A 24,020-nucleotide genomic window follows, 5' to 3' on the forward strand; every position below is an offset into this window, starting at 1 on the left:
CGAGATCAACGACTGACCCACTCGAGGTAGAAGAGCCCGACACCGACGGCGACGAAGAGCCCGGCGATGAGCCAGAACCGCACGACGACGGTGATCTCGGCCCAGCCCTTGAGCTCGAAGTGGTGGTGCAGCGGGCTCATCAAGAACACGCGTCTCCCCTCGCCGAAGCGCCACTTCGTGAGCTTGAACCAGCCGCGTTGGATGATCACCGACCCGGTCGTGATGATGAAGAGGCCGGCGATGAGCACGAGCAGGAGCTCGGTGCGGCTCAGGATCGCGAGCGCGGCGAGCGCGCCACCGAGGCCCATCGAGCCGGTGTCGCCCATGAAGATCTGGGCGGGCGTCGTGTTCCACCAGAGGAATCCGATGAGCGCGCCGCACAGGGCCGCCGCCGCGACGGCGAGGTCGAGCGGATCCCGCACCTCGTAGCACTTGTAGTAGTCGTCACCCGCGATGACGTTGATGTTGAAGCACGACTGGTTGGCTTGCCAGAAGCCGATGAAGATGTACGCCGAGATCGCGAAGATCGCGGCCCCGCTCGCGAGCCCGTCGAGTCCGTCGGTGACGTTCACCGCGTTGGAGGTGCTCGCCGTGATCACGTTGACCCACAGCACGAAGAGCACGAAGCCGACGACCGAGCCGAACGCGAAGAGGTTGAGCCACCCGATGTCGCGCACGCCCGAGATGAAGGTCGACGCCGGGGTCAGGTCGTTCTCGTCGCGGAAGTTCTCGGTGATGGCGAGCACCGCGAACACCGTGCCGACGATGATCTGACCCGCGATCTTCGTCCAGCCGCCGATGCCGAGGCTGCGCTGCTTGCGCGTCTTGGTGAAGTCGTCGATGAAGCCGAGGAGCCCGAGCCCGCCGGCCATGCCGAACACGAGCACGCCCACCATCGTCCACGGCACACCGGCCACCCAGTGCCCGACGAGGTAGCCGAGGAACGCGCCGACCAGGAAGATGATGCCGCCCATCGACGGCGTGCCGCGCTTCGCGTGGTGCGTCTGGGGTCCGTCGTCGCGGATGAACTGACCCCAGTTCAGGCGCTTGAACAGCCGGATGAAGAGCGGTGTGAGGAAGAGCGTGAAGAACAGCGAGAAGCCGCCCGCGATGAGAAGCGCGATCACTTAGCTCACGCCCCCCAGCCGGTCGCCGAGCTGACGGAGTCCGGCCGACTCGGACGACTTGACGAGCGCGACGTCGCCGGACTGGAGGATCCCACGAAGGAGATCGTAGGCGGCGTCGGCGTCCGGGACGAACACCGACTCCCCGTCCCACGACCCCTGGAGCCCCGCCGAGGCATGGATCCGCAGGGCATCGGGCCCCACGACGACGAGTTGCGCGATGTTGAGCCGCACCGCGAGCAACCCGATCCGGTCGTGCTCGTCGTCGGCGGACTCGTCGGGAGACGCCACTCCGCCGAGCACGGCGATCGACCTGCCGTCCCGCGGCGTGATCTGCGCCAATGTCTTGAGCGCCGCCGCCGTCGAATCGCCACTCGCCTCGGACGCGTCGTTGATGATCGTGATGCCGTCACCGCCGTCGAGCACCTGCATGCGCCAGCGCTCGGCCAGCGGAACCGCCTCGATCGCGGCGATGGAGTGCGAGGACGGGATGCCGAGTTCCCGCGCCGCGGCGAGGGCGGCGAGGGCGGTCACGACCTGGTGCTCGCCGAGCAGGCGCAGGACCACGGGGTGCCGCTCCCCGTCGACGAGGTAGTCGAACGACGTGCCCAGGGCGGTCGCGTGCACGTCGTCGGCGCGGACGTCGTTGGCACTGCCGAGGCCGTAGCGCACGAGGCGCCCCTCGGTGCTCGTCGCGAGCTGCGCGACCCGGGGATCGTCGCCGTGCGCCACCACGACGGTACCCGCGGGGAGATCGTCGGAGTAGCCGATCACGCGGTCACGGAGGCCCGCGTCGGGGATCGCGGCGCGGAGCAGCGTCCTCGTCGCGTCATCGAGACCCGGGACCGCGACGAACGTGTCGGAACTCACCAGCCGGCCTCGCGCAGCGCGGCGCGGGCCAGCTCGCGTGCCGAGTACGGCGTGCGGACGCCTTCGATGTCGCGGTAGTCCTGGTGGCCCGGTCCCGCCCAGAGGATCGAGTCGCCCTCGCGGGCGAGCCCGACGGCGGCGACGATGGCCGCCTCGGGGGGACTGACCTCGAGGGTCTGCTCCGGCTGGTCGGCGGCGAGAGCAGCCCCCGCGAGGAGCGCGGCGCGGATCTGCTGCGGGTTCTCGAAGCGCGGGTGGTGGTCGGTGATGATGAGGATGTCGCTGCCCTGCGCGGCGACCCGACCCATCTCGGCGCGTTTGGTGGCATCCCGATCGCCGTCGGCGCCGAACACCATGATCGTCTTACCCGTCGTGAACTGGCGCACGGCCGCGAGCGTGTTCTCGAAGGCGTCGGGGCTGTGGCCGAAGTCCACGTACACCGAGGGGCCGCGGTCGCCCGAGACGCGCTCCGTGCGGCCCGGGAGGTAGGCCCGGATGCCCCCGTCGGCGTCGAGCGCGGCGCCGATCGCCTCGAGCTCGAAGCCCGCCTCGACGAGCATGACGATGCCGAGCGCGGCATTGGCGGCCATGTGCCAGCCGATGAGCGGCTCGCGCGCGACGAGGCTGCGACCCTCGGGCCCGCTCAACCGGAACTCCGTGTACGTCGGCGTGGCGTCGAGGATCTCCACGCTCCAATCGGCGTCGTCGACGTCGGACGCTGCCGCGTGGCCGATCGTCGCGATCGTCGTGACCGGGATGCGCGCCTCCTCGACCACGCGGGCACCCCACGCCGTGTCGAGACAGACGACCGCACGCTTCGAGAGCTCGGGCTGGAACAGCGGGAGCTTCGCCCGGAAGTACTCCTCCATGTCGGCGTAGTCGTCGAGATGGTCGTGGCTCAGGTTGGTGAAGCCGGCGACGTCGAACAGCAGTCCGTCGACGCGGTGGTGGGTGAGGGCCTGGGCGCTCACCTCGACCGCGACCGCGCGCACACCGCTCTCGCGCATCCGCGCCAGGAGCGCGTGCATCTCGCTCGCCTCCGGGGTCGTGAGTCGGCTCACGATCGTCAGGTCGCCGATGTGGCGCTCCGAGGTCGACGACAGCCCCGTCACGAGCCCCAGTTGCCGCAGCACCGCCTCGAGCAGATACGACGTCGAGGTCTTGCCGTTCGTCCCCGTGGTGCCGAAGAGCAGCGGCGGGTGCTCGCGCGTGCGGTAGACCCACGCCGCGATCTCGCCGAGGGCGAGCCGGGGGTTCTCGACGAGGAGGATCGGGAGGCCGGCGTCCGCGGCGAGCTCGGCACCCTCGGCGTCGGTCAGGAGCGCGACGGCCCCGCCCTCGCGGGCCTGTGCGGCGTAGGCCGCGCCGTGCCCTTTGAATCCCTTGACCCCGACGAACAGGTCGCCCGGGTGGAGGTCGCCCGTCGAGAGGGTCACGCCGGTGACTTCGAGACCGTCGACGGCACCGCGGTGCTCGATCCCGAACTCCTGGACGAAGCCGGCGAGCGAACGGGGCGAGGGATGCTCGGGACGCAGGACCGGGGGGATCCGAGAACTCACCCGGCTCCTCTCTCTACTTCCCCGCTACCAGGTGAGCGGGAGGTCGGGCGCCGCCTCCGTCGAGGGCTGAACCCTGAAGGTCTTGATGACCTGCTCCATGATCGCGTTGAACGTGGGAGCGGCGGCGGCGGACGACTTCATGATATCCGGCTTGGCGAACGTCACCACGATCGCGTACTCGGGGTTCTCCGCAGGGAACACTCCGGCGAGCGAGACGATGCGCTCCGCTCCGTAACGGCCGTTCTCCGCGACCTCACCCGTGCCGGTCTTCACCGCGAGGCGGTACCCCGGCACCTCGAGAACGCTGCGGAGCCCGCCCTGGGTCGCGACGGTCTCCATCATCTGCACGGTGGTGTCGGCGGCGTACTCGCTCACGACGCGCTCGCCGGTCGCGACCGGCACGTCGGTCCAGGTGCCGTCAGGATGCTCGCAACCCGAGACGAGCGTGAGGGGCATCCGCACCCCGCCGTTCCCGAGGGTCTGGTAGAGACTCGCCATCTGCGCGCTCGTCGCGGTGATGCCCTGGCCGAACATCTGCGTGGCCTGGCTCACCGAGTCGATCTCCCCCGGGGCGAACACCCGCCCGTGGTTGCCCTCGACCGACTCTCCGAGGAAGTCGACCTCCGTCGGCTGCGAGAACCCGAACTTCAGGAAGTAGTCGTACTTCTGCTGCTCGCTGAGTCGGTTGCTCAGCATGACCGTGCCGATGTTCGACGAATTCATGAGGATGCCGGTCGCGGTCCAGCGCAGGTCGCCGTGCGAGAACACGTCGGTGATGTACTCACCGTCGGGAAGGCCCTCGGTGTAGCGCCCGGGCACGGTGAGCGGCGTGTCCGGCGTGATGAGCCCTTGGTCGAGCAGCGCCGCGAACGCGACGGGCTTCATGATCGAGCCGGGTTCGAACGGCGCGACGAAGCTCCGGGCGCCCGCGTCGTCGCGGCCGACCGAGTCCAGGTCGTTGGGGTCGATCGACGGCCAGTCCGCGGCGACGACGATCTCGCCCGTGTCGACGCGCACGACCATCGCCGTGCCCCAGTCGGCCCCGACCTCGGTGCCGCGCTCGGCGAGCTTCTGCTGAGCGAACCAGGAGAGATCCGAGTCGATCGTGAGGTGCACGGTGCCGCCGTCGGACGGCTCGGTCTCGACCACGAGACTGCCCGGGAGACGGACGCCGTCGGCGCTGCGCTCGTAGGTCGACTCGCCGTTCTCGGAGGCGAGGCACTCGTCCCAGCGCCTCTCGGTACCCGAGAGCGGTTCGTCCGCGCCGAGGAACCCGACCAGATTGCCGGCGATCGCCCCGCTCGGGTACACGCGTGACGGCCGCATGTCGGAGTACACCCAGTCGATGTCGAGGTCCCAGACGGCGTTGAAGGTGGCGAGGTCCACGGCCTTGACGAGGTAGGCGAACTGGGACTCGCGATCCGCCTCGAGCGCCGCCTGGAGGTCGGTCGCGACCGCACCCGTGAGTTCGGCGATCTTCGCGAGCGCCTCTGCCGTGGGCACCGCGACGCGCTCGCCGTCGACCGTGATCTCCGTCAGTCCCGTCTCCCAGTCGACGTTGACGGGCGCGGCGGTGATGTCGTACCGCTCGACGCTGTCGGCGAGGACGGTGCCGTTGGCATCGACGATGCTGCCGCGCTCGCCGTACGTGGTCACGGGGATCGTGCGCCGCGACTCCGCCGCGAGCGTGAGCTCTTCGGCCCGCACCACCTGCAGGTCGACGAGCTTCACGATGAACACCGCGACGATCGCGAGCACGACGATCATGGTCAGCCGGAGCCGACCGGCGGTGATCCGAGCGGAGGTCATGCGGTCGTCGTCCTACAGGGGGTCAGCGGTTGGTGGGCGAGGGGATCGTCCCAGTCGACGCGGGCGGAGCGGCCGTCGACCCGCCGGTTCCCGAGGAACCCGCAGTTTCGCCCGACGAGGCCGTGAGGTCGACGAGAGTCGGCGTCGTGATCAGGGAGTTGCCGATCTGGTTGCCGGCGGACCCCGTGAGCGAGCCGCCCGCGGGTGTCGGATTGCCGCTCACCGCGCCCGTCGTGAGATCGAGGAAGACGGGGTTGCCGCTCGCGATCATGCCCAGGTGCTCGGCGTTCGCGGTGAGGTTCTGCGTCGACGACAGCACCTCGAGCTGCTCGGTGAGCGCCTGCTCCTGACGCTGGAGATCGCGTTGCGCCGTCTGGAGGTCGGCGATCCGGTACGCCCCGTCGGCGAGCACGATGCTCAGGAGGAGCTGGGTCAGGAGGATCAGGCCGATGCCCGCCATGGTGACGACGGCGGGGAGCAGTCGCGGGCGTGCTCGACGCTGCGCGCGCGTGGGAGCGACCTCGAGGTGCCGCCGCGGCTGCTGAGGGGCGCGGACGGGACGCGGGGACGCGAGCGGGAGAGCGCTCATGCTGCTGCCTTCCGGAGACGTTCGGCCGCGCGGAGGCGGACCGGGGTGGCGCGGGGATTGCGGGACTTCTCGTCCTCGGTGGCGAGCTCGGCGCCGCGGACGAGGAGCTTGAGCTCCGGGGCGTGCTCGGGCAGCTCGACCGGGAGCCCGCGCGGGGTCGTCGAGACCGCGCGACCTTGGAGCTCGCGCTTCACGATGCGGTCTTCGAGGGATTGGTAGGAGAGCACGACGATGCGTCCGCCGAGTTCGAGCGCATCGACCGCCGCGGGGATGGTGCGGGCGAGCACCTCGAGCTCGGCGTTGACCTCCACGCGCAGCGCCTGGAAGACGCGCTTCGCGGGGTGCCCGGCATTCTTCACGGCCGCGGGGGTGGCATCCTGCAGCACGTCGACGAGCTGGGCCGACGTCGCGATGACGCCCTCCGCTCGGGCGCGGACGATCGCGCGGGCGTAGCGACCGGCCAGCTTCTCCTCGCCGTAGTCCTGGAAGATGCGCCGCAGCGACCCCTCGTCGTAGTCGGCGAGGATGCGCGCCGCCGTGAGCGGGGAGGTGGGGTCCATCCTCATGTCGAGCGCCGCGTCGCGTGCGTACGAGAAACCCCGATCGACGCGGTCGAGCTGCATCGACGACACACCGAGGTCGTAGAGGATGCCGCTCACCGCCGGGATGCCGAGATCCGCGAGCACGGTCGGGAGCGCATCCGACACCGCGTGCACGAGGTGCGTGCGCTCGGCGAACGGCCGCAGCCGCTCCCCCGCCAGGCGCAGCGCCTCCGGATCCCGGTCGATCCCGACCAGGGTGAGTTCGGGGAATCGACGGAGGAACGCCTCGGCGTGACCGCCGAGGCCGAGCGTGCCGTCGATGAGCACCGCCCCGGGGCGGGTGAGGGCGGGACCGAGCAGGTCGAGGCAGCGCTCGAGCATCACGGGGGTGTGCAGGGCGTCGTCGCCGGCGGCATTCGCGTCGAGGGTGTCGGTCATGGTCGTGGGGCCCCGCCCCGGGATCCGATCCCCATCCGCTGCGACCTGCCTCCGGGGAAGTGAGGCAGGGTGCGCGGCTGAGGGTCGCATCCCGGGGAACTCAGAACGGGCCCGCGATCACCTCCCCGTCGCCACCGGAGGCGTACTGCGGCTCCTTCTCGGCGTAGAAGGACTCCCACGCCGCCGTGTTCCAGATCTCGGCACGCTTGCCGACGCCGATCATCGTGAGGTCGCGGTCGAGCGACCCGTACTCGCGCAGCTGCGGCGGGATGGTCACGCGGCGCTGCTTGTCGGGGATCTCCTGCGAGGCGCCGGAGAGGAAGAGCCGGTCGCGGTCGCGCTGCTCCTTCGAGGTCACGGGCGCGGCGCCCATCTCCTCGAGGACGCGCTCGAACTCGCGATCGCTATAGACGACGACGCAGCGGTCGGCGCCGCGGGTCATGACGAGTCCGCCGGAGAACTCGTCCCAGAACTTGGCCGGAAGGACGATCCGGCCCTTCTCGTCGAGCTTCGGAGAAAAGGTGCCCATCAACATATGCGGCCACCCCCCTCTTTCTCCGGCCAGGCATCGAAGGATGGCTCCACATTACTCCACTTTCCTCCCTAGGCAACCACTTTCGACCCTTTCTCCTCCCCTGAGCCCCCTTCTGGGGTGGTGCCGCTCCCCGCGCACGACAAAAAGAAGGCCGACCCGGAGGTCGGCCTTCGTGAGCGAAGAGGTGCGAGGTGGAGGAGGCTCAGTCCTGCTCGCGGCGCTGGTCCCAGCGCTCGTTGAGGTTGTCCATGAAGCCCGGACGGCGGCCGGCGGCGTCACGCGCATCGCGCGGCACGGTCAGACGGCGGGGCGGGGCGAACCCGAGCATCGCGCCGAGGAACATCACGGCGAAACCGGCGACCCCGATGATCGGCTGCTGTACGACGACGCCGACGATGAGGAGCACGACCCCCACGACTCCGGCGATGATCGCGAGCGCGATGGCGGTGTAGCTGGCCCGGACGCGCCCGCCGACCGTCGCGACGTCATCGGCGTCGTGATGGTAGAGACTGCGCTCCATCTCGTCGAGGAGGCGCTGCTCCTGCTCGGAAAGTGGCATGTGGGCTCCTTGTGGGGCGAGAAATTCATTGTAGGACCCCCGCCCGCGGATAGGGTAGGCGCGTGCCTGAGAGTCCGCGGTTAGTGGACCTCGTGCAATCCCGGCTCGACGGGTACCTCACCGAGCGCGGCACGGAACTGCGCGGGATCTCTCCCGATCTCGACGTCGTCGACGACTGTGCGCGGCGTCTGCTCGCCGGCGGCAAGCGCTTCCGTGCACTGTTCTGCTACTGGGGCTGGCGCGCGGTGAGCGCCCACTCCGCCGAGTTCGACCCGCTCGAGGACGACGAGAGCGAGGAGGGCCTCGGCGCCGTCGTGTCGATCGCCGCCGGACTCGAGATGTTCCACGCCGCAGCCCTCGTCCACGACGACATCATGGACAACTCCGACCTGCGCCGCGGACAGCCGAGCGTGCACCGCGCGTTCGCGATCCTGCACGGGGAACGCGGGTAGGACGGCTCCGCCGACACTTACGGGATGTCCGCGGCCCTGCTGCTGGGCGATCTGCTGCTCGGCTGGAGCGACGAGCTCGTCGCGGAGGGCGTGGCGCGCATCGGCGGCACGGCGGGCCGCGCGGCGCGTACCGAGTTCAACACCATGCGCACCGAGGTCACCGCCGGGCAGTACCTCGACATCTTCGAGGAGATGGCCTGGCGTGCCCTGCCGGAGGACGAGCTGCTCTCCCGCGCCCAACGCGTCGTCGTGTACAAGTCGGCGAAGTACAGCGTCGAGGCCCCGCTCGCGATCGGCGGCTCGCTCGCCGACGGATCGCTCGCGCAGGTCGCGGCCTTGCGCGACTTCGGCCTGCCGCTCGGGATCGCGTTCCAGTTGCGCGACGACATCCTCGGCGTGTTCGGTGACCCCGAGGTGACCGGCAAGCCCGCGGGCGACGACCTGCGCGAGGGCAAACGCACCGTGCTCGTGACGCTCGCGCGGCAGAAGCTGCCGCAGTCGGCATCCCGGCTGTTCGACGAACTGCTCGGCGACCGCACGCTCGACGCGTCGCAGATCGCGATGCTGCAGACGGCCGTGCGTGACAGCGGGGCGGTCGAGCACGTCGAGCGCGTCATCGCCCACCAACTCGATCAGGCGCGCACCGCACTCGCCGATGCACCGCTCGCCCGCTCGGCGCGCGATGAGCTCACAGCGCTCGCCGACGCCGTGACCCGCCGCGAGAGCTAGGTCGGGTCAGAAGCCGAGCGCCTGGGCGACGCGACGCACCTCGGCCTTGCGGCCCGCCCGCAGGGCGTCGATGGGCGCCGCGCCGAGGGTGTCGTCATCGGAGAGCATCCAGTTCACGGCTTCCTCATCGCTGAAGCCCGCGTCGTGGAGGACGACGAGCGTTCCGCGGAGTTCGTGGAGCGGCTCGCCGTCGCGGACGAAGTCCGCGGGCACCTTCAGGACGCCGTCGACGCGGACGGCGAGGAGGGTGTGGTCGTCGAGGAGTCGCCGGACTCTGCCCTGGGGAATGCCCAGGAGGTCGACGAGGTCGGGAATGGTCAGCCAAGTCCGCTCGGCGGGTGCGGTCACTCCCCTAGCTTTCCATGATCCCCGCGTTCGTCCGAATGTTTCCAGCTTGTAAACTCTCGCCACTCTGGCAACGTTGGTTGACACGCATGCACACCTATGTCACGGTGGTGGGACGTGCCGACACGGATCCCCGGGGGGTTGGGGAGATATGAGGCGGAAGAAATATGGATGTTCGTGACGCCCAGGCGACCCCGCCTGCGCCGTTCCCCGGGCTCGCGCCGACGCGCGCGACCGCCCGTCACCTGACTCCGCGCAAGCGCAGCCGACTCGGCGAGGGTTTCCGCAAGACCCTGCCGTTCGTCGTGGCGAGCGCCATGACCGTCGGTTTCAACCTGACCGGTCCTGTCGAGCCCGTCGTAGCCGCGCCCAAGAAGCCCGCCAAGGCCAAAGCCGACCACGCCACCCCGGCCCGAGCAGTCGCGGCCACCGCTCCCCGCACCCACGGCGGCGGTTCCTCGGCGCTCGCGTCCTACACCGTCCAAGCGGGCGACACCGTCGCCGCCATCGCGGGTCGCCACGGGCTGTCGACCGCCTCCGTGCTCGCGCTCAACGGGTTGGGCTGGAAGTCGCTCATCTTCCCCGGGCAGGTGCTGAAGCTCGCCGCCGGCGCGAAGACGTCGCCGACCTCGGCGCCTCACGAAGGCGGCCGTTACACGATCGTCAAGGGCGACACCGTCTCGCGCATCGCCGCGCGCTTCGGAGTCTCGGTCGAGTCGGTCCTGAGCGCGAACGGGCTCGGCTGGTCGAGCATCATCTACCCCGGGCAGACCATCGCGATTCCCGCGACCGCTCCCGCTGCGACGCCCGAGATCGAGCTCGTCTCGGATGTCACCCCGGCGCCCGCGACACCGCCCCCACCATCGGTTCCGTCCAGCCCGACCACGAGCTACACCGTCAAGTCCGGCGACACGATCTCCGCCATCGCGTCGCGCTTCGGCGTGAGCACCCAGGCCGTTCTCGACGCCAACGGGCTGACCTCGTCGAGCATCATCTACCCCGGCGGCAGCCTCGTCATCCCTGCCGCGGGCGGCGCCTCCTCGGGCGGTGGCGGCGGTTCCGTGACGACGCTCACCGCCGAGCAGGAGAGCAACGCGCGCATCATCATCCAGGTCGGTCGCGAGCAGGGCGTCCCCGACTACGGCATCATCATCGCCCTCGCGACGGCGATGCAGGAGTCGAGCCTGCGCAACATCGACTACGGCGACCGCGACTCGGTCGGACTGTTCCAGCAGCGCACGAGCACGGGCTGGGGCACGATCGCCGACATCATGAACCCGTATCACTCGGCCTACCTCTTCTACCAGGGCCGCAGCGGCTACACGCGCGGGCTGCTCGACATCTCGGGCTGGCAGTCGATGCCGCTCACCGTCGCGGCGCAGAAGGTTCAGATCTCCGCCTACCCCGATCACTACGCCAAGTGGGAGGCGGGCGCGCGCGCCTGGTTCGCCGCGCTCGGTTGACGGCCACGCGACGTCGCCGCGCCGGGTTGCACTCGCGCTTCATCACGATCTGCTGACAGGTCCCCGGCGAACCCGGGTGTCCTCCCAGGCTGGGGATCTCCGCGAATCTAGACTGCGGGGGTGAGCGCCAGCACCACCGATCCCCTGATCGGCCGGCTCATCGACGGCCGGTATCAGGTGCGCTCCCGCATCGCGCGGGGCGGCATGGCGACCGTCTACCTCGCGACCGACCTCCGGCTCGAGCGACGCGTCGCCGTCAAGGTCATGCACGGGCACCTCGCGGACGACAGCCAGTTCAAGCAGCGCTTCATCCAGGAGGCTCGCAGCGCGGCGCGCCTCGCGCATCCCAACGTCGTCAATGTCTTCGACCAGGGGCAGGACAGCGAGTCGGCCTATCTCGTCATGGAGTACCTGCCGGGTATCACGCTGCGGGATCTGCTCGAGGAGTACGGCTCTCTCACGCCGCAGCAGACGATCGACATCTCGGAGGCCGTGCTCTCCGGGCTGGCCGCCGCGCACAAGGCCGGCATCATCCACCGCGATCTCAAGCCCGAGAACGTACTGCTCGCCGACGACGGACGCATCAAGATCGGCGACTTCGGGCTCGCCCGAGCAGCGTCGGCGCACACCGCGACGGGTGCCCAGCTCCTCGGTACGATCGCGTACCTCTCCCCCGAGCTCGTCACCCGCGGCGTGGCCGATACCCGCAGCGACATCTATGCGGTCGGCATCATGATGTACGAGATGCTCACCGGCGAGCAGCCCTTCACGGGCGAGCAGCCGATGCAGATCGCCTACCGGCATGCGAACGAACCCTTGCCCGCGCCGAGCTCCCGCAACCCGAGGGTGCCGCGCGAGCTCGACGAGCTCGTGCTCTGGGCGACGGCGAAGGAACCCGACCACCGGCCGACCGACGCGCGGGTACTGCTCGAGCAGGTGCGCGACGCCGAAGCCGTGCTCGACCTCCCCGCCACGACCGGGCCGACGCGCGCCTTCACCCAGGTGATGCCGCCCGCGCCGGGCGGTGCGCGGCACACCACCGGCCCGTCGCACCCGACCGACCCGAATCCGCCCCTGCGCCCCGACCGCCCGCTCGCGGATGCCGCGACTCAGGTGCTCGCGCCTCGGCGGGGCGGCCCCGGCTCGGAGCTCGCCCTCGCCGAACCGCGGCCTCCGGTCGCCCGTCGCCGCCGTTGGATCCCGCTCGTCGCCGGCCTCGCGGTTCTCGCCCTCGTCGGCGGAACCCTGGGCTGGTGGTTCGGGTTCGGCCCGGGCGCGCGGGTCACGATCCCGGAGACGCTCGCCGGGATGAGCGAGCAGGAGGCGCGCGAGACGCTCGACGAACTCGGGCTCGACGCGGCGGAGCAGACCGGCCGCGTCCCCTCTCCCGACATCCCTGTGGACGCCGTCGCCGAGACGGAACCCGCGATCGGCGAAGCCGTCGCCAAGGGCACCGCCGTGACGCTCTATCTCTCCAACGGCCCGCAGTTGCTCGACATCGCCCTCGAGCAGGGCATGACCGAGGCCGCCGCCGACGAGGTCGTCGCCTCCCACTGGACGGCGCGCGAGACGATCTACCGCTACGACCCGGCCATCGGCAAGGGCAACCTGATCGATGCCCTGGCGGCCGACGACTCGAGCCTGCTCGGCGTCGCCCAGTACGGCGAGAAGCAACCGATCACGCTCATCGTCTCCGCGGGCGCTGTCCCGGATGTCGCCGACCAGACCCCCGAGGCCGCTACGGCGCTGCTCTCCGAGGCGGGGCTCGGCGTCGACCCGGGTCGCGCCGTGCAGACCTTCCACGACACCATCGCGGAGGGCAACGTCATCTCGATCGTCGACCCGGAGGGCCCGCTCAGCCCCGACGACACCGTGGGACTCGTCATCTCGAAGGGGCCTGCGCCGGTCGCCGTGCCGGAGATCGTCGGCCTCACCTGGGCCGAGGCCCGGGACGCTCTCACCAACGCCGGGCTCAAGTACGCGTTCGACCGCAACATCGACCGCATCCTCGCCGAGAGCGCGCCGAACGAAGCGACCGTCACGTCGTCGGATCCCGACCCCGGGGCCCAGGCGAAACGGATGGACGTCGTCACCGTCCGCCTGGGCTGACGGGTCAGCGCGCGGCGAGCTCCTCCGCGACGAGGAACGCGAGCTCGAGCGACTGCATGTGGTTGAGCCGCGGGTCGCACAGCGACTCGTACTTCGTCGCGAGGGTGGCCTCGTCGATGTGCTCGGAGCCGCCGAGGCACTCCGTCACGTCGTCGCCGGTGAGCTCGATGTGGATGCCGCCGGGGAACGTGCCCGCGGCGCGGTGCGCCTCGAAGAAGCCGCGCACCTCGTCGACGACGTCGTCGAAACGCCGCGTCTTGTAGCCGTTCGGGGTCGTGAGCCCGTTGCCGTGCATCGGGTCGGTCACCCAGAGCGGCGTCGCATCCATACCCTTGATCGCCTCGAGCAGGGGCGGGAGCGCGTCGCGCACCTTGCCCGCGCCCATGCGCGTGATGAACGTGAGCCGTCCCGGTTCGCGCTCGGGGTCGAGCTTGTCGATGAGCCGCTCCATGACCTCGGGGGTCGTGGTCGGACCGAGCTTCACGCCGATGGGGTTGCGGATGCGCGAGAAGTAGTCGATGTGCGCCCCGTCGAGGTCGCGCGTGCGCTCCCCCACCCAGAGGAAGTGCGCGCTCGTGTTGACGGGCGTGCCGTTGCGAGAGTCGATGCGCGTCATGGGCCGCTCGTAGTCCATGAGCAGACCCTCGTGCGACGTGTAGAACTCGACGCGGCGCAGCTCGTCGAAGTCGGCGCCCGCCGCCTCCATGAACCGCACGGCGCGGTCGATCTCCTTCGCGAGGCCCTCGTAGCGCTGGTTCGCGGGGTTGCGGGCGAAGCCCTGGTTCCAGGAGTGCACCTGGCGGAGGTCGGCGAAGCCACCCTGCGTGAAGGCGCGGATGAGGTTCAGCGTCGACGCGGCCGTGTGGTACCCCTGCACGAGGCGGCCCGGGTCGGCGGCGCGCGACTCCGGCGTGAAGTCGTAGCCGTTGACGATGTCGCCGCGGTACGCCGGGAGCGTCACGTCGCCGCGCGTCTCGGTGTCGCTCGAACGCGGCTTCGCGAACTGACCCGCCATGCGGCCCATCTTCACGACCGGCATCGAGGCGCCGTAGGTCAGCACGACGGCCATCTGCAGGAGCGTCTTCACGCGGTTGCGGATCTGGTCGGCGGTCGCGCCGGCGAACGTCTCGGCGCAGTCGCCGCCCTGCAGCAGGAACGACTCGCCGCGGGCCGCGCGCGCGAGTCGGTCGCGCAGGATGTCGACCTCGCCCGCGAAGACGAGCGGCGGGAAGCTGGCGATCTGCGCCGACGCGGCCGCGACGGCCTCGGCGTCGGTCCACTCCGGCTGCTGCTTGATGGGGAGGCTCCGCCAATAGTCCAGGCCCGCGATCACACTCGGATCTGCCGGGACGATGGTCTCTGTCGGGTCTACCACGGGAGGACTCTCTGTGAAGGTGGAGTGCTGGCGCGGAACGCGCGCTGACGGCCGAGCCGCCAGCATCCGAGCCTATCCGTCCGTCAGCGACGCCGCCGACGCGCGGGGGCCGGCTTCGGTTTCTTGACCGAGCTCGCGTAGACGTCGACGTACTCCTGGCCGCTGAGCTTCGACACCTCGTGCATGATCTCGTCGGTGATCGAGCGGAGGACGAAGCGGTCGCCCTCCATGCCGGCGAAACGCGAGAAGTCGAGCGGCTCGCCGATGACGACGCCGACCTTGCGCAGCCGGGGGAAGATCGAGCCTTCGAGCAGCACCTTGTCGGTGTCGATCATCGCGATCGGAAGCACGGGGGCGCCCGACTCCAGCAGCATGCGCGCGATGCCGGTGCGACCGCGGTACAGGCGTCCGTCGGGGCTGCGCGTGCCTTCGGGGTAGATGCCGAGCTGGCGGCCCTGCGCGAGCACTCCGAGGCCGGCCTCGAGGGCCGCCTCCGACGCCTTGCCTCCCGAGCGGTCGATCGGCACCTGACCGACGCCCGAGAAGAAGAACCTGCTGAACGCGCCCTTGAGGCCCGAGCCGGTGAAGTACTCGCTCTTGGCGAGGAAGACGATGTGCCGGTCGACGAGGAGCGGCAGGAAGATCGAGTCGACGAACGACAGATGGTTGCTCGCGAAGATCACGGGCCCCGACTCCGGGATGTTCTCGTCGCCGACGATCCACGGGCGGTACACCGTGTGCACGAACGGCCCGAGGACGACGAACTTGATCAACCAGTAGAGGAGAGGCACCGCTTGCCAGTCTATTCCGGGGTACCCGACAGGGTTCCGGAATTCCCCGCCCCGGCGTGGATGCGCGCGAGGTCGGCGGCACCGACGACGCCCGCATCGTTGACGAGCTGGGCTGCCACGAACCGCGGCTCGGGGTGGAAGCCGCGCGCGGGGAGGTGCGCGAGGAACGACTCGCGCACCGGGTCGAGGAGCAGGTCCCCCGCGACCGCCACGCCCCCGCCGAACACGAAGAGCTCCGGGTCGAGGATCGCGCCGATCGACGCGCACGCCTGCCCGAGCCAGTCGCCGAGCTCCCGCAGCGCCGCGACGGCACCCGGGTCGCCCTCCTGGATCAGGCGGCCCACGACGCCGCCGTCGAGCACCCCGCCGTTGTCGGCTCGGGCTGCAGCGAGGCCGTGTCCGATGCCACCGGCATCCGCGATCTCCCCCGCGAATCGCAGGAGCGCGCGGCCCGAACCGTACTGTTCGATGCACCCCTTCTGCCCGCAGCCGCACGGGTGACCGCCGGGTACGACCCGCAGGTGGCCGATCTCGCCGCCCGCCCCGAAGCCGCCTCGGAAGAGTCGACCGTCCGAGACGATCGCCCCGCCGACACCCGTGCCGATCGTCAGCATCGTCATGTCGGTGAACCCACGCCCCGCCCCGAAGCGGTACTCCGCCCAGCCGGCGGCGTTCGCGTCGTTGTCGATCGTGATGTCGAGGCCGGGCAGCCGCTCGGAGAGGTGCATCCGGAACGGCTCGCTGCGCCAGTTGATGTTGGGCGCGTAGTAGACGATCGACTGGGTGACGTCGATGAACCCGGCGGCCGCGACGCCGGCCGCGACGACGTCCTCACCGTCGGAGAGTTCCCGGACCAGATCGACGACGACGTCGACGATCGCGGCGGGGTCTCCTGCGGGCGTGGGACGTCGCTCCAGGCGGAGGATCTCCCCCGCCTCGGTCACGAGTGCTCCCGCGACCTTGGTCCCTCCGATGTCGATGCCGATGGCGTGCACTCGATACAGCCTAGAACCGTGGTGGCGCCGCGAAACCCCAGGCTAAGCTCACCTGAATACCCTGTCCCGGCCCCGAAGGAGTCGCCGTGAACGAGACATTCACCCCTGCCGTCGTCACACCCGATCCCGACGCGAACATCACTGCGCTTCTGCTCGACCGAGTGTCGAAGACGCCGGATGCCGCACTGTTCGCACTGCCCACCGCCGACGGCGGCTGGAGCGACGTCAGCTCGAAGCAGTTCCACGAGCAGGTCGTCGCGCTCGCGAAGGGTTTCGTCGCCGCGGGAGTGAAGCCGGGCGACAAGATCGGCTTCATGTGCAAGGTGCGCTACGAGTGGACCCTCGTCGACTTCGCCGCCGCGTTCGCCGGCGCGATCATCGTGCCGATCTACGAGACCTCGTCGCCGTCGCAGGTGCAGTACATCCTGAACGACTCGGGCGCGACGTCGATCATCGTCGAGACCGCGGAGCACTTCACGCGCTTCGACGAGATCCGCAGCGAGACCCCGCAGGTCGACAAGGTCTGGCAGATGCACCTCGGCGACCTCGAGAAGCTCGCGGGTTCGGGCGACAAGGTCACCGACGCCGCGCTCGAGAAGACGCGCACGGCCGCCAAGGGCAAAGACATGGCGACGCTGATCTACACGTCGGGCTCGACCGGCACGCCGAAGGGCTGCATCCTCACCCACTCGAACTTCGTCGAGCTGAGCCGCAACGCCGCGGTCGCGATGGATGAGGTCGTCAACACGCCGGGGGCGTCGACCCTGCTGTTCATCACGACGGCGCACGTCTTCGCGCGCTTCATCTCGATGCTCGCGGTGCACGCGGGCGTCAGGGTCGGCCACCAGGCCGACACGAAGAAGCTCGTCGAGTCGCTCGGCTCGTTCAAGCCCACGTTCCTCCTCGCGGTGCCGCGGGTGTTCGAGAAGGTCTACAACTCGGCCGAGCAGAAGGCCGTCGCGGGCGGCAAGGGCAACATCTTCGCGAAGGCCGTCGACACGGCGATCGAGCACTCGAAGGCGCTCGACGCCGGAAAGGTGCCGCTGGGCCTGAAGATCAAGTTCGCGCTCTTCGACAAGCTCGTCTACAGCAAGCTCAAGGCGGTCATGGGCGGCAACGTCAAGTACGCCGTCTCGGGCGGCGCGCCGCTCGGCACCCGGCTCGGCCACTTCTTCCGCAGCCTCGACGTGAAGATCCTCGAGGGCTACGGGCTCACCGAGACCTCCGCGCCCGCGACCGTCAACCGTGCCGACAACTTCAAGATCGGCAAGGTCGGCCCCGCGCTCCCGGGCAACGGCATCCGCATCGCCGAGGACGGCGAGGTGCACGTCAAGGGCATCGCGGTCTTCGACGGCTACTGGAAGAACGAGAAGGCCACGAAGGAGACCTTCGACGGCGAGTGGTTCAAGACGGGAGACCTCGGCGAGCTCGACGAGGACGGCTACCTCTCGATCACGGGTCGCAAGAAGGAGATCATCGTCACGGCCGCCGGCAAGAACGTCGCCCCGACGACCCTCGAGGATCCGATCCGCGCCAATCCGATCATCGGGCAGATCATCGTCGTGGGCGAGCAGAAGCCGTTCATCTCGGCGCTCGTCACCCTCGACCCGGAGATGCTGCCGCCGTGGCTCAACAGCAACGGCGAAGCGGCCGACATGCCGCTCGCCGAGGCCGCGGTGCACCCGAAGGTCATCGCCGAGGTGCAGAAGGCCGTGGATGCCGCGAACGCGCGCGTCTCCCGCGCCGAGTCGATCCGCAAGTTCACGATCCTCGCGACCGAGTTCACGGAAGGCTCGGGCCACCTCACGCCGAAGATGTCGCTCAAGCGCGGTCCGATCACGAACGACTTCGCGGCGCAGATCGAGGCCATGTACGAGCAGCCCGCGACCAAGGGCGAGAGCCTCGTCCACTAGCCACGAGACACGAACGACCGAGCCGCCGCTCCCTGGACACCGGGGGCGGCGGTTCTGTCTTTCGAGCAACTCAGCCGGGCGGCGACGTCTCGTCGTTCATGGTGTGGCGGGCGTCTACGGGCGGAACGACGAGACGTCGCCGCCCGGCGTCACGGCAGCTTGAACCAAGGAGCCTGACGGATCGCGCGCATCGCTTCTCGCTTCACCTCAGGCTCGAGCCCTTCGATGTAGAGCCGACCGTCGAGGTGGTCGCACTCGTGCTGGAGCGCCTGCGCCATGAGGCCGTCGCCGCTGACGTCCACCGCGTGACCGTCGGCATCGGTGCCGGTCACGCGCGCCCACGGGTAGCGGAGCCGTGGGAAGTAGAAGCCGGGGACGGAGAGGCACCCCTCGTCGACGAGCTCGGGCTCGCCGGAGACCTCGAGCACGGGATTGAGCACGTAGCCGATGTCGCCGTCGATGTTGTAGCTGAACGCCCGCAGACCGACGCCGATCTGGTTGGCGGCGACGCCCGCCCGGCCGGGCGGGGTGACGGTGTCGATGAGGTCGGAGGCGAGGGCGGTGATGCGCGCGTCGCCGGGCTCGGCGACGATCGGGTCGGTGCGCGAACGCAGCACGGGGTCGCCGAAGAGTCGGATCTGCCGTTCGGTCATGCGCGTGTCTCGGCGGCGAGTCCGTCGACGACGAGCGCGGCGAGGGCGCGCGCCGATGCCCTCGTGAACGGTCGGAGGGCGTCGTAACGCACGACGGAGCCGGCGGCGAGCTCCGGGTCGTAGGGGATGCGCACCACGGCGCGCACGCGTGAGCGGAAGTGCTCTTCGATGTCGTGAAGCTTGTCGAGGTCGGTGCCCTGGGTGGACGCGTTGAGCGCCACGACGCCGTTGGCGACGAGGTCGGCGTACCCGTTCGCTTCCAACCAGGTGAGCGTCTCGGAGGCGAGCCGCGCCTCGTCGATGCTGCCCCCGGAGACCACGACGACCGCGTCGGCACGTTGCAGGGTGGCACGCATCACGGAGTGCACGACGCCGGTGCCGCAGTCGGTGACGATGACGCCGTAGTGCGGCGACACGACGTCGGCGACGACGTTGTAGCCGCCTTCGTCGAAAGCTTCCGCGAGCAGGGGGTCGGCGTCGGAGGCGGCGACGTCGAGGCCTGTGGCGTCACGCGACAGGTGGGTCGCCAGGTCGTCGGCCTCGGCGAGCTCCGGGGCGTGCAGCACGATGTCGCGCACCGTGGAGCGGGTCTGCTTGGTCACCCGGTCGGCGAGGGTGCCGCGGTCGGGGTTGGCGTCGACGGCGAGCACGCGGTCGGTGCGCACGTCGGCCAGCGCCATGCCGAGCAGGGTCGTGATCGTCGTCTTGCCGACGCCGCCCTTGCGGCTCAGAACGGGGACGAAGCGCGGGCCGTCGGTGAAGCGGCGGGCGATGCGGGCGTCGAGCTCCTTGCGCGCGCGCACGGGGGCCGAGTCGCCGAGGTTGACGAGGCGCAGCGTCGCCGCGTAGACGAGCTCCTGCACGGTGCCTTCGGGCGCGGGGCGCTTCCCGGGCGCGACCGGCCGAGCGGCTCGCACGGCGCGCGCCGACTTGACCTCGACGGCGGACGCTTCCGGGTGCTCCGGCAGCGGCACGATCGCCGCCGGCCCCTCGGGCACTCCATCGGGCTCGGACACCTCGAGCACCGGGGTGCTGATCGCGATCGACATCGTCGCGGGCGCGTCCTCGGAGGGTGAGGCGGTGACGGCGAGAGCGTCGATCGTCACGACGTCCTCCGCCGGCGGCGCCTCGTGTACGGGCTCCGGCAGCTGCAGGTCGACCGTCAGACTCGGCGGCAGTGCCGTCGCGAGATCGTCGTCAGGTTCGTTGCGCATCCCTCTATTCGACCACGATCAGGAGGTCTCCGGCTTCCACCTGCTGCGTGGTGCGGATCGCGAGGCGCTTCACGGTGCCGCCGACGGGCGTCGTGATGGCGGCCTCCATCTTCATCGCCTCGATCGACGCGATCGGCTGACCGGCCTCGACCGTCTCGCCTTCGGCCACTTTGAGCGTCACGACACCCGAGAACGGGGCGGCGACCTGACCGGCGATTCCCGGGTCGGCCTTCTCCGCCGAGACCGTGTCGACCTCGATCGAACGGTCGCGCACGAGGATCGGCCGGAGCTGACCGTTGATCGTCGTCATGACGCTGCGCATGCCCTGCTCATCGGGCTCTCCGATCGCCTCGAGGCTCAGCAGGAGGTCGACACCCGGTTCGAGGGTGACGAAACGCTCGACGCCCGGTCGCAGCCCGTACAGGTAGTCGATCGTCGGCACCCCGGACAGGTCGCCGTACTGCTCGCGCACCTGCTCGAACGCCTGGGTCGGTGCGGCGAACAGCAGACGGTTGAGCGCGGCGCGGCGTTCGAGCGGTTCGCCGTCGAGCGCGGCCTGGTCATCGGGCGTGATCGGCGTGATGCCGACCTTCACGTCCCGCCCCTTGAGCACCTTCGAGCGGAACGGCTCCGGCCACCCGCCCGGGAGGTCGCCGAGTTCCCCCGCCATGAAGCCGACGACCGAATCGGGGATGTCGTACTTGCCGGGGTTCTGCTCGAAGTCGTCGGGGTCGACGTTGCCGGCGGCGAGCTGCAGCGCGAGGTCGCCGACGACCTTCGACGACGGGGTGACCTTGGGGATGCGGCCCAGGATGCGGTCGGCCGCCGCGTAGTAGTCCTCGATCTTCTCGAAGTGGTCGGCGAGGCCGAGAGCGATCGCCTGCTGCCGCAAGTTGGAGAGCTGACCGCCCGGGATCTCGTGGTGGTACACGCGGCCCGTCGGGCCGGGCAGCCCCGACTCGAACGGCTTGTACGCGCGCCGCACGGCCTCCCAATACGGCTCGAGGTCGCTCACGGCGTCGAGCGACAGCCCGGTGTCACGGTCGGTGTGCGCCGTCGCCGCGACGAGCGCGGAGAGGCTCGGCTGTGACGTGGTGCCGGCCATCGGGGCCGAGGCGGCATCCACGGCATCCGCTCCCGCCCGCGAGGCGGCCAGCAGCGTCGCGAGCTGCCCGCCCGCGGTGTCGTGCGTGTGCACGTGCACGGGGAGGTCGAAGTTGTCGCGCAGGGCGCCGACGAGCTTCTCGGCGGCACCCGCCCGCAGGAGGCCTGCCATGTCCTTGATCGCGAGCACGTGGGCGCCACGCTGCACGATCTGCTCCGCGAGCTTCAGGTAGTAGTCGAGCGTGTAGAGCTTCTCGTCCGGATTCAGCAGGTCGCCCGTGTAGCAGAGCGCGACCTCCGCGACAGCGGTACCGGTCGCGAGCACGGCGTCGATCGCGGGCGTCATCTGGTCGACGTCGTTGAGCGCGTCGAAGATGCGGAAGATGTCGACGCCGGTCGCGGCCGCCTCTCGCACGAACGCGTCGGTCACCTCGGTCGGGTACGGCGTGTAGCCGACCGTGTTGCGCCCGCGCAGCAGCATCTGGAGGGCCACGTTCGGCAGCGCCTCGCGCATCGCCGCCAGCCGCTCCCACGGGTCTTCGCCGAGGAACCTCAGCGCGACGTCGTAGGTCGCTCCGCCCCACGCCTCGACGCTCAGCAGGCCGGGCGTGAGCCGGGCCACGTGCGGCAGTACCGCGACGAGGTCCTTCGTGCGCACGCGCGTCGCGAGGAGCGACTGGTGGGCGTCACGGAACGTCGTGTCGGTCACCGCGAGAGCGGTCTGCGCGCGGAGAGCCTTCGCGAAGCCCTCCGGCCCGAGCTCGAGCAGCCGCTGGCGCGAGCCTGCGGGCGCCGCCGACTCGAGCTCGACGGTCGGGAGCTTGAGCGCCGGGTCGATCGTGCCCGCGCCGTCGCCGTTCGGCTGGTTGACGGTGACGTCGGCGAGCCAGGACAGGATCTTCGAGCCGCGGTCGCGCGACTCACGGCCGCGCACGAGCCACGGCCGCTCCTCGATGAACGACGTCGCGACGTCACCGGCGATGAAGTCGGGGTCGTCGAGCACCGCCTGAAGGAACGGGATGTTCGTGGTGACCCCGCGCAGGCGGAACTCGGCCAGCCCGCGGCGCGCGCGGCGCACGGCCGACGCGAAGTCGCGACCGCGGCAGGTCATCTTGACGAGCATGGAGTCGAAGTGCGGCGACACCTGGGCGCCCGCGGCGACCGTGCCGCCGTCGAGCCGCACCCCCGCGCCACCCGGGGAGCGATAGGTCGTGATCTTGCCCGTGTCGGGCCGGAAACCCGACGCCGGGTCCTCGGTCGTGATGCGGCACTGCAGCGCGGCTCCGTGCAACTCGACCGTGTCCTGCGACAGACCGAGGTCGGCGAGCGACTCCCCCGCCGCGATCCGCATCTGCGACTGCACCAGGTCGACGTCGGTGACCTCCTCGGTCACGGTGTGCTCGACCTGGATGCGCGGGTTCATCTCGATGAAGACGTGCTGGCCGGCACGCTCCCCCGCCGTGTCGAGCAGGAACTCGACCGTGCCGGCGTTGACGTAGCCGATGCTCTTCGCGAAGGCGACGGCATCCCGGAACATGGCCTGCCGGATCGTGTCGTCGAGGTTCGGCGCCGGCGCGATCTCGACGACCTTCTGGTGGCGACGCTGCACGGAGCAGTCGCGCTCGAACAGGTGGATCGTCTCCCCCGACGCATCGGCGAGGATCTGCACCTCGATGTGCCGCGGCCGCACGACCGCCTGCTCGATGAACATCGTCGGATCGCCGAACGCGCTGTCGGCCTCACGCATCGCGGCCTCGAGCGCCTCGCGCAGCTCCTCGCGCTTGTCGACGCGCCGCATGCCGCGGCCACCGCCGCCCGCCACCGCCTTCGCGAACACCGGGAAGCCGATCTCGTCGGCACCGGCCAGGAGCGCGTCGATGTCGGTCGTCGCCGGCGTCGACTTGAGCACCGGCACGCCCGCCGAGATCGCGTGCTCCTTCGCGGTGACCTTGTTGCCGGCCATCTCGAGCACGTGCTGACCCGGACCGATGAACGTGATGCCGTTCGCCGCCGCGGCCGCGGCGAGGTCGGGGTTCTCGGACAGGAAGCCGTAGCCGGGATAGATCGCGTCGGCACCGGACTCCTTCGCGACCCGGATGATCTCCGAGACGTCGAGATACGCGCGGACCGGGTGGCCCTCCTCACCGATGAGGTAGGCCTCGTCGGCCTTCAGCCGATGCAGCGAGTTGCGGTCTTCGACCGGGTAGACGGCGACGGTCTTCGCGCCGAGCTCGTACGCGGCACGGAAGGCGCGGATGGCGATCTCACCGCGGTTGGCCACCAGGATTTTTGTGAACACGTGCGTGGGCCTCTCGAAAGTCGTGGTGGCGGACCTTTCTTTCAGAGTAGTGAAGATAGGCTCCCTACTCGTGCACGTGCTCAGCGTCAGCTCTCTGAAGGGTGGGGTAGGGAAGACCACTGTGACGCTGGGGCTCGCGTCCGCGGCGTTCGCGAAGGGTCTCTCGACGCTCGTCGTCGATCTCGACCCCCAGTCCGATGTCTCGACAGGCATGGACATCGACGTCGCAGGACACCTCAACGTGGCCGACGTGCTGGCCTCGCCCAAGGAGAAGATCGTCCGCGCGGCGATCGCGAAGAGCGGCTGGACCAAGGGCCGCCAGGGCGTCGTCGACGTGCTCATCGGCTCGCCGTCCGCCATCAACTTCGACGGGCCGCACCCCAGCATCCGCGACATCTGGAAGCTCGAAGAGGCTCTCGCCCACGTCGAGCGGGACTACGAGCTCGTGCTCATCGACTGCGCGCCGTCGCTCAACGCCCTCCCCCGCACCGCGTGGGCGGCCTCCGACCGTGTCGGCGTCGTCACCGAGCCGGGACTCTTCTCCGTCGCCGCC

19 protein-coding genes and 1 pseudogene are annotated in these 24,020 nt (G+C 70.1%); 5 read left to right on the plus strand and 15 right to left on the minus strand.

The window, feature by feature from the left end:
* Positions 1 to 5 precede the first annotated feature (5 nt).
* The 8 genes from mraY to ACO1X9_RS10575 all read right to left on the minus strand — a co-directional run bounded on the left by mraY (position 6) and on the right by ACO1X9_RS10575 (position 8,025).
* Entirely contained in the window at positions 6 to 1,127 is a 1,122-nt protein-coding gene (gene mraY, locus ACO1X9_RS10540) for a phospho-N-acetylmuramoyl-pentapeptide-transferase (protein WP_486350789.1), read from the minus strand.
* Positions 1,128 to 1,994 (minus strand): glutamate ligase domain-containing protein, encoded by an 867-nt coding sequence (locus ACO1X9_RS10545; protein ID WP_486350790.1) that lies wholly within the window; start codon positions 1,992 to 1,994, stop codon positions 1,128 to 1,130.
* Positions 1,991 to 3,553, minus strand: a complete 1,563-nt coding sequence (locus ACO1X9_RS10550; RefSeq protein ID WP_486350791.1) for a Mur ligase family protein — start codon at positions 3,551 to 3,553, stop codon at positions 1,991 to 1,993. Before ACO1X9_RS10550 ends, ACO1X9_RS10545 begins: the two co-directional genes overlap by 4 nt.
* Positions 3,554 to 3,577: 24 nt before the next feature.
* Positions 3,578 to 5,362, minus strand: a complete 1,785-nt coding sequence (locus ACO1X9_RS10555; protein ID WP_486350792.1) for a peptidoglycan D,D-transpeptidase FtsI family protein — start codon at positions 5,360 to 5,362, stop codon at positions 3,578 to 3,580.
* Positions 5,363 to 5,384: 22 nt separating this feature from the next.
* Positions 5,385 to 5,951, minus strand: coding sequence for a cell division protein FtsL (gene ftsL / locus ACO1X9_RS10560; protein WP_486350793.1), 567 nt, complete (start codon positions 5,949 to 5,951; stop codon positions 5,385 to 5,387).
* Positions 5,948 to 6,931, minus strand: coding sequence for a 16S rRNA (cytosine(1402)-N(4))-methyltransferase RsmH (gene rsmH / locus ACO1X9_RS10565; RefSeq protein ID WP_486350794.1), 984 nt, complete (start codon positions 6,929 to 6,931; stop codon positions 5,948 to 5,950). Before rsmH ends, ftsL begins: the two co-directional genes overlap by 4 nt.
* A gap of 100 nt (positions 6,932 to 7,031) precedes the next feature.
* Positions 7,032 to 7,466, minus strand: a complete 435-nt coding sequence (gene mraZ, locus ACO1X9_RS10570; RefSeq protein WP_486350795.1) for a division/cell wall cluster transcriptional repressor MraZ — start codon at positions 7,464 to 7,466, stop codon at positions 7,032 to 7,034.
* 202 nt (positions 7,467 to 7,668) lie between these two features.
* Complete coding sequence (locus ACO1X9_RS10575; RefSeq protein WP_486350796.1) at positions 7,669 to 8,025, minus strand: DUF3040 domain-containing protein; 357 nt, start codon at positions 8,023 to 8,025, stop codon at positions 7,669 to 7,671.
* A 92-nt stretch (positions 8,026 to 8,117) separates the two neighbouring features.
* Between ACO1X9_RS10575 and ACO1X9_RS10580 the strand changes: the two are divergent.
* Positions 8,118 to 9,206: pseudogene (locus ACO1X9_RS10580) on the plus strand (polyprenyl synthetase family protein).
* Between the two features lie 6 nt (positions 9,207 to 9,212).
* On the opposite strand, the gene ACO1X9_RS10585 reads toward ACO1X9_RS10580, so the two are convergent.
* Entirely contained in the window at positions 9,213 to 9,554 is a 342-nt protein-coding gene (locus tag ACO1X9_RS10585) for an Rv2175c family DNA-binding protein (RefSeq protein WP_486350797.1), read from the minus strand.
* A 164-nt stretch (positions 9,555 to 9,718) separates the two neighbouring features.
* Here ACO1X9_RS10585 and ACO1X9_RS10590 point away from each other — a divergent pair, with 164 nt between their 5' ends.
* The gene (locus tag ACO1X9_RS10590; protein ID WP_486350798.1) at positions 9,719 to 11,014 is read left to right on the plus strand and encodes a LysM peptidoglycan-binding domain-containing protein; all 1,296 of its coding nucleotides are present in this window, start codon (positions 9,719 to 9,721) and stop codon (positions 11,012 to 11,014) included.
* 120 nt (positions 11,015 to 11,134) lie between these two features.
* Complete coding sequence (pknB, locus tag ACO1X9_RS10595; RefSeq protein ID WP_486350799.1) at positions 11,135 to 13,123, plus strand: Stk1 family PASTA domain-containing Ser/Thr kinase; 1,989 nt, start codon at positions 11,135 to 11,137, stop codon at positions 13,121 to 13,123.
* 4 nt (positions 13,124 to 13,127) lie between these two features.
* On the opposite strand, the gene ACO1X9_RS10600 is transcribed toward pknB, so the two are convergent.
* The 3 genes from ACO1X9_RS10600 to ACO1X9_RS10610 form a co-directional block, all read right to left on the minus strand.
* The gene (locus ACO1X9_RS10600) at positions 13,128 to 14,498 is read right to left on the minus strand and encodes a class II 3-deoxy-7-phosphoheptulonate synthase (protein WP_486350800.1); all 1,371 of its coding nucleotides are present in this window, start codon (positions 14,496 to 14,498) and stop codon (positions 13,128 to 13,130) included.
* Between the two features lie 83 nt (positions 14,499 to 14,581).
* Positions 14,582 to 15,289: a lysophospholipid acyltransferase family protein gene (locus ACO1X9_RS10605; protein WP_486350801.1), complete on the minus strand. Its 708-nt coding sequence runs from the start codon at positions 15,287 to 15,289 to the stop codon at positions 14,582 to 14,584.
* An 11-nt stretch (positions 15,290 to 15,300) separates the two neighbouring features.
* Complete coding sequence (locus ACO1X9_RS10610) at positions 15,301 to 16,284, minus strand: ROK family protein (protein WP_486350802.1); 984 nt, start codon at positions 16,282 to 16,284, stop codon at positions 15,301 to 15,303.
* An 86-nt stretch (positions 16,285 to 16,370) separates the two neighbouring features.
* On the opposite strand from ACO1X9_RS10610, the gene ACO1X9_RS10615 reads away from it, so the two are divergent.
* Positions 16,371 to 18,197, plus strand: coding sequence for an AMP-dependent synthetase/ligase (locus tag ACO1X9_RS10615; protein ID WP_486350803.1), 1,827 nt, complete (start codon positions 16,371 to 16,373; stop codon positions 18,195 to 18,197).
* 149 nt (positions 18,198 to 18,346) lie between these two features.
* Here ACO1X9_RS10615 and ACO1X9_RS10620 read toward each other — a convergent pair whose 3' ends face one another.
* The 3 genes from ACO1X9_RS10620 to ACO1X9_RS10630 are packed head-to-tail and all read right to left on the minus strand — an operon-like array spanning position 18,347 to position 23,467.
* A complete protein-coding gene (locus ACO1X9_RS10620) occupies positions 18,347 to 18,850 on the minus strand; it encodes a peptide deformylase (RefSeq protein ID WP_486350804.1) in 504 nt (167 codons plus the stop codon).
* Positions 18,847 to 20,064 carry a MinD/ParA family ATP-binding protein gene (locus tag ACO1X9_RS10625; RefSeq protein ID WP_486350805.1) on the minus strand — a complete coding sequence of 406 codons (1,218 nt, stop codon included), beginning with the start codon at positions 20,062 to 20,064 and terminating at the stop codon, positions 18,847 to 18,849. Before ACO1X9_RS10625 ends, ACO1X9_RS10620 begins: the two co-directional genes overlap by 4 nt.
* 4 nt (positions 20,065 to 20,068) lie before the next feature.
* Positions 20,069 to 23,467, minus strand: coding sequence for a pyruvate carboxylase (locus tag ACO1X9_RS10630; RefSeq protein ID WP_486350806.1), 3,399 nt, complete (start codon positions 23,465 to 23,467; stop codon positions 20,069 to 20,071).
* A gap of 70 nt (positions 23,468 to 23,537) precedes the next feature.
* Here ACO1X9_RS10630 and ACO1X9_RS10635 point away from each other — a divergent pair.
* A partial coding sequence (locus ACO1X9_RS10635; protein WP_486350807.1) for a ParA family protein occupies positions 23,538 to 24,020 on the plus strand: 483 nt, incomplete at its 3' end.

This window comes from Pseudolysinimonas sp. (assembly GCF_057350545.1).

Excerpts from the sequence above, each read along its gene's own strand:
- ACO1X9_RS10555 (WP_486350792.1), bottom strand. The coding sequence starts at position 5,362 with ATGACCTCCGCTCGGATCACCGCCGGTCGGCTCCGGCTGACCATGATC.
- ftsL (WP_486350793.1), bottom strand. The coding sequence starts at position 5,951 with ATGAGCGCTCTCCCGCTCGCGTCCCCGCGTCCCGTCCGCGCCCCTCAG.
- rsmH (WP_486350794.1), bottom strand. The coding sequence starts at position 6,931 with ATGACCGACACCCTCGACGCGAATGCCGCCGGCGACGACGCCCTGCAC.
- mraZ (WP_486350795.1), bottom strand. The coding sequence starts at position 7,466 with ATGTTGATGGGCACCTTTTCTCCGAAGCTCGACGAGAAGGGCCGGATC.
- ACO1X9_RS10575 (WP_486350796.1), bottom strand. The coding sequence starts at position 8,025 with ATGCCACTTTCCGAGCAGGAGCAGCGCCTCCTCGACGAGATGGAGCGC.
- ACO1X9_RS10590 (WP_486350798.1), top strand. The coding sequence starts at position 9,719 with ATGGATGTTCGTGACGCCCAGGCGACCCCGCCTGCGCCGTTCCCCGGG.
- ACO1X9_RS10620 (WP_486350804.1), bottom strand. The coding sequence starts at position 18,850 with ATGACCGAACGGCAGATCCGACTCTTCGGCGACCCCGTGCTGCGTTCG.
- ACO1X9_RS10625 (WP_486350805.1), bottom strand. The coding sequence starts at position 20,064 with ATGCGCAACGAACCTGACGACGATCTCGCGACGGCACTGCCGCCGAGT.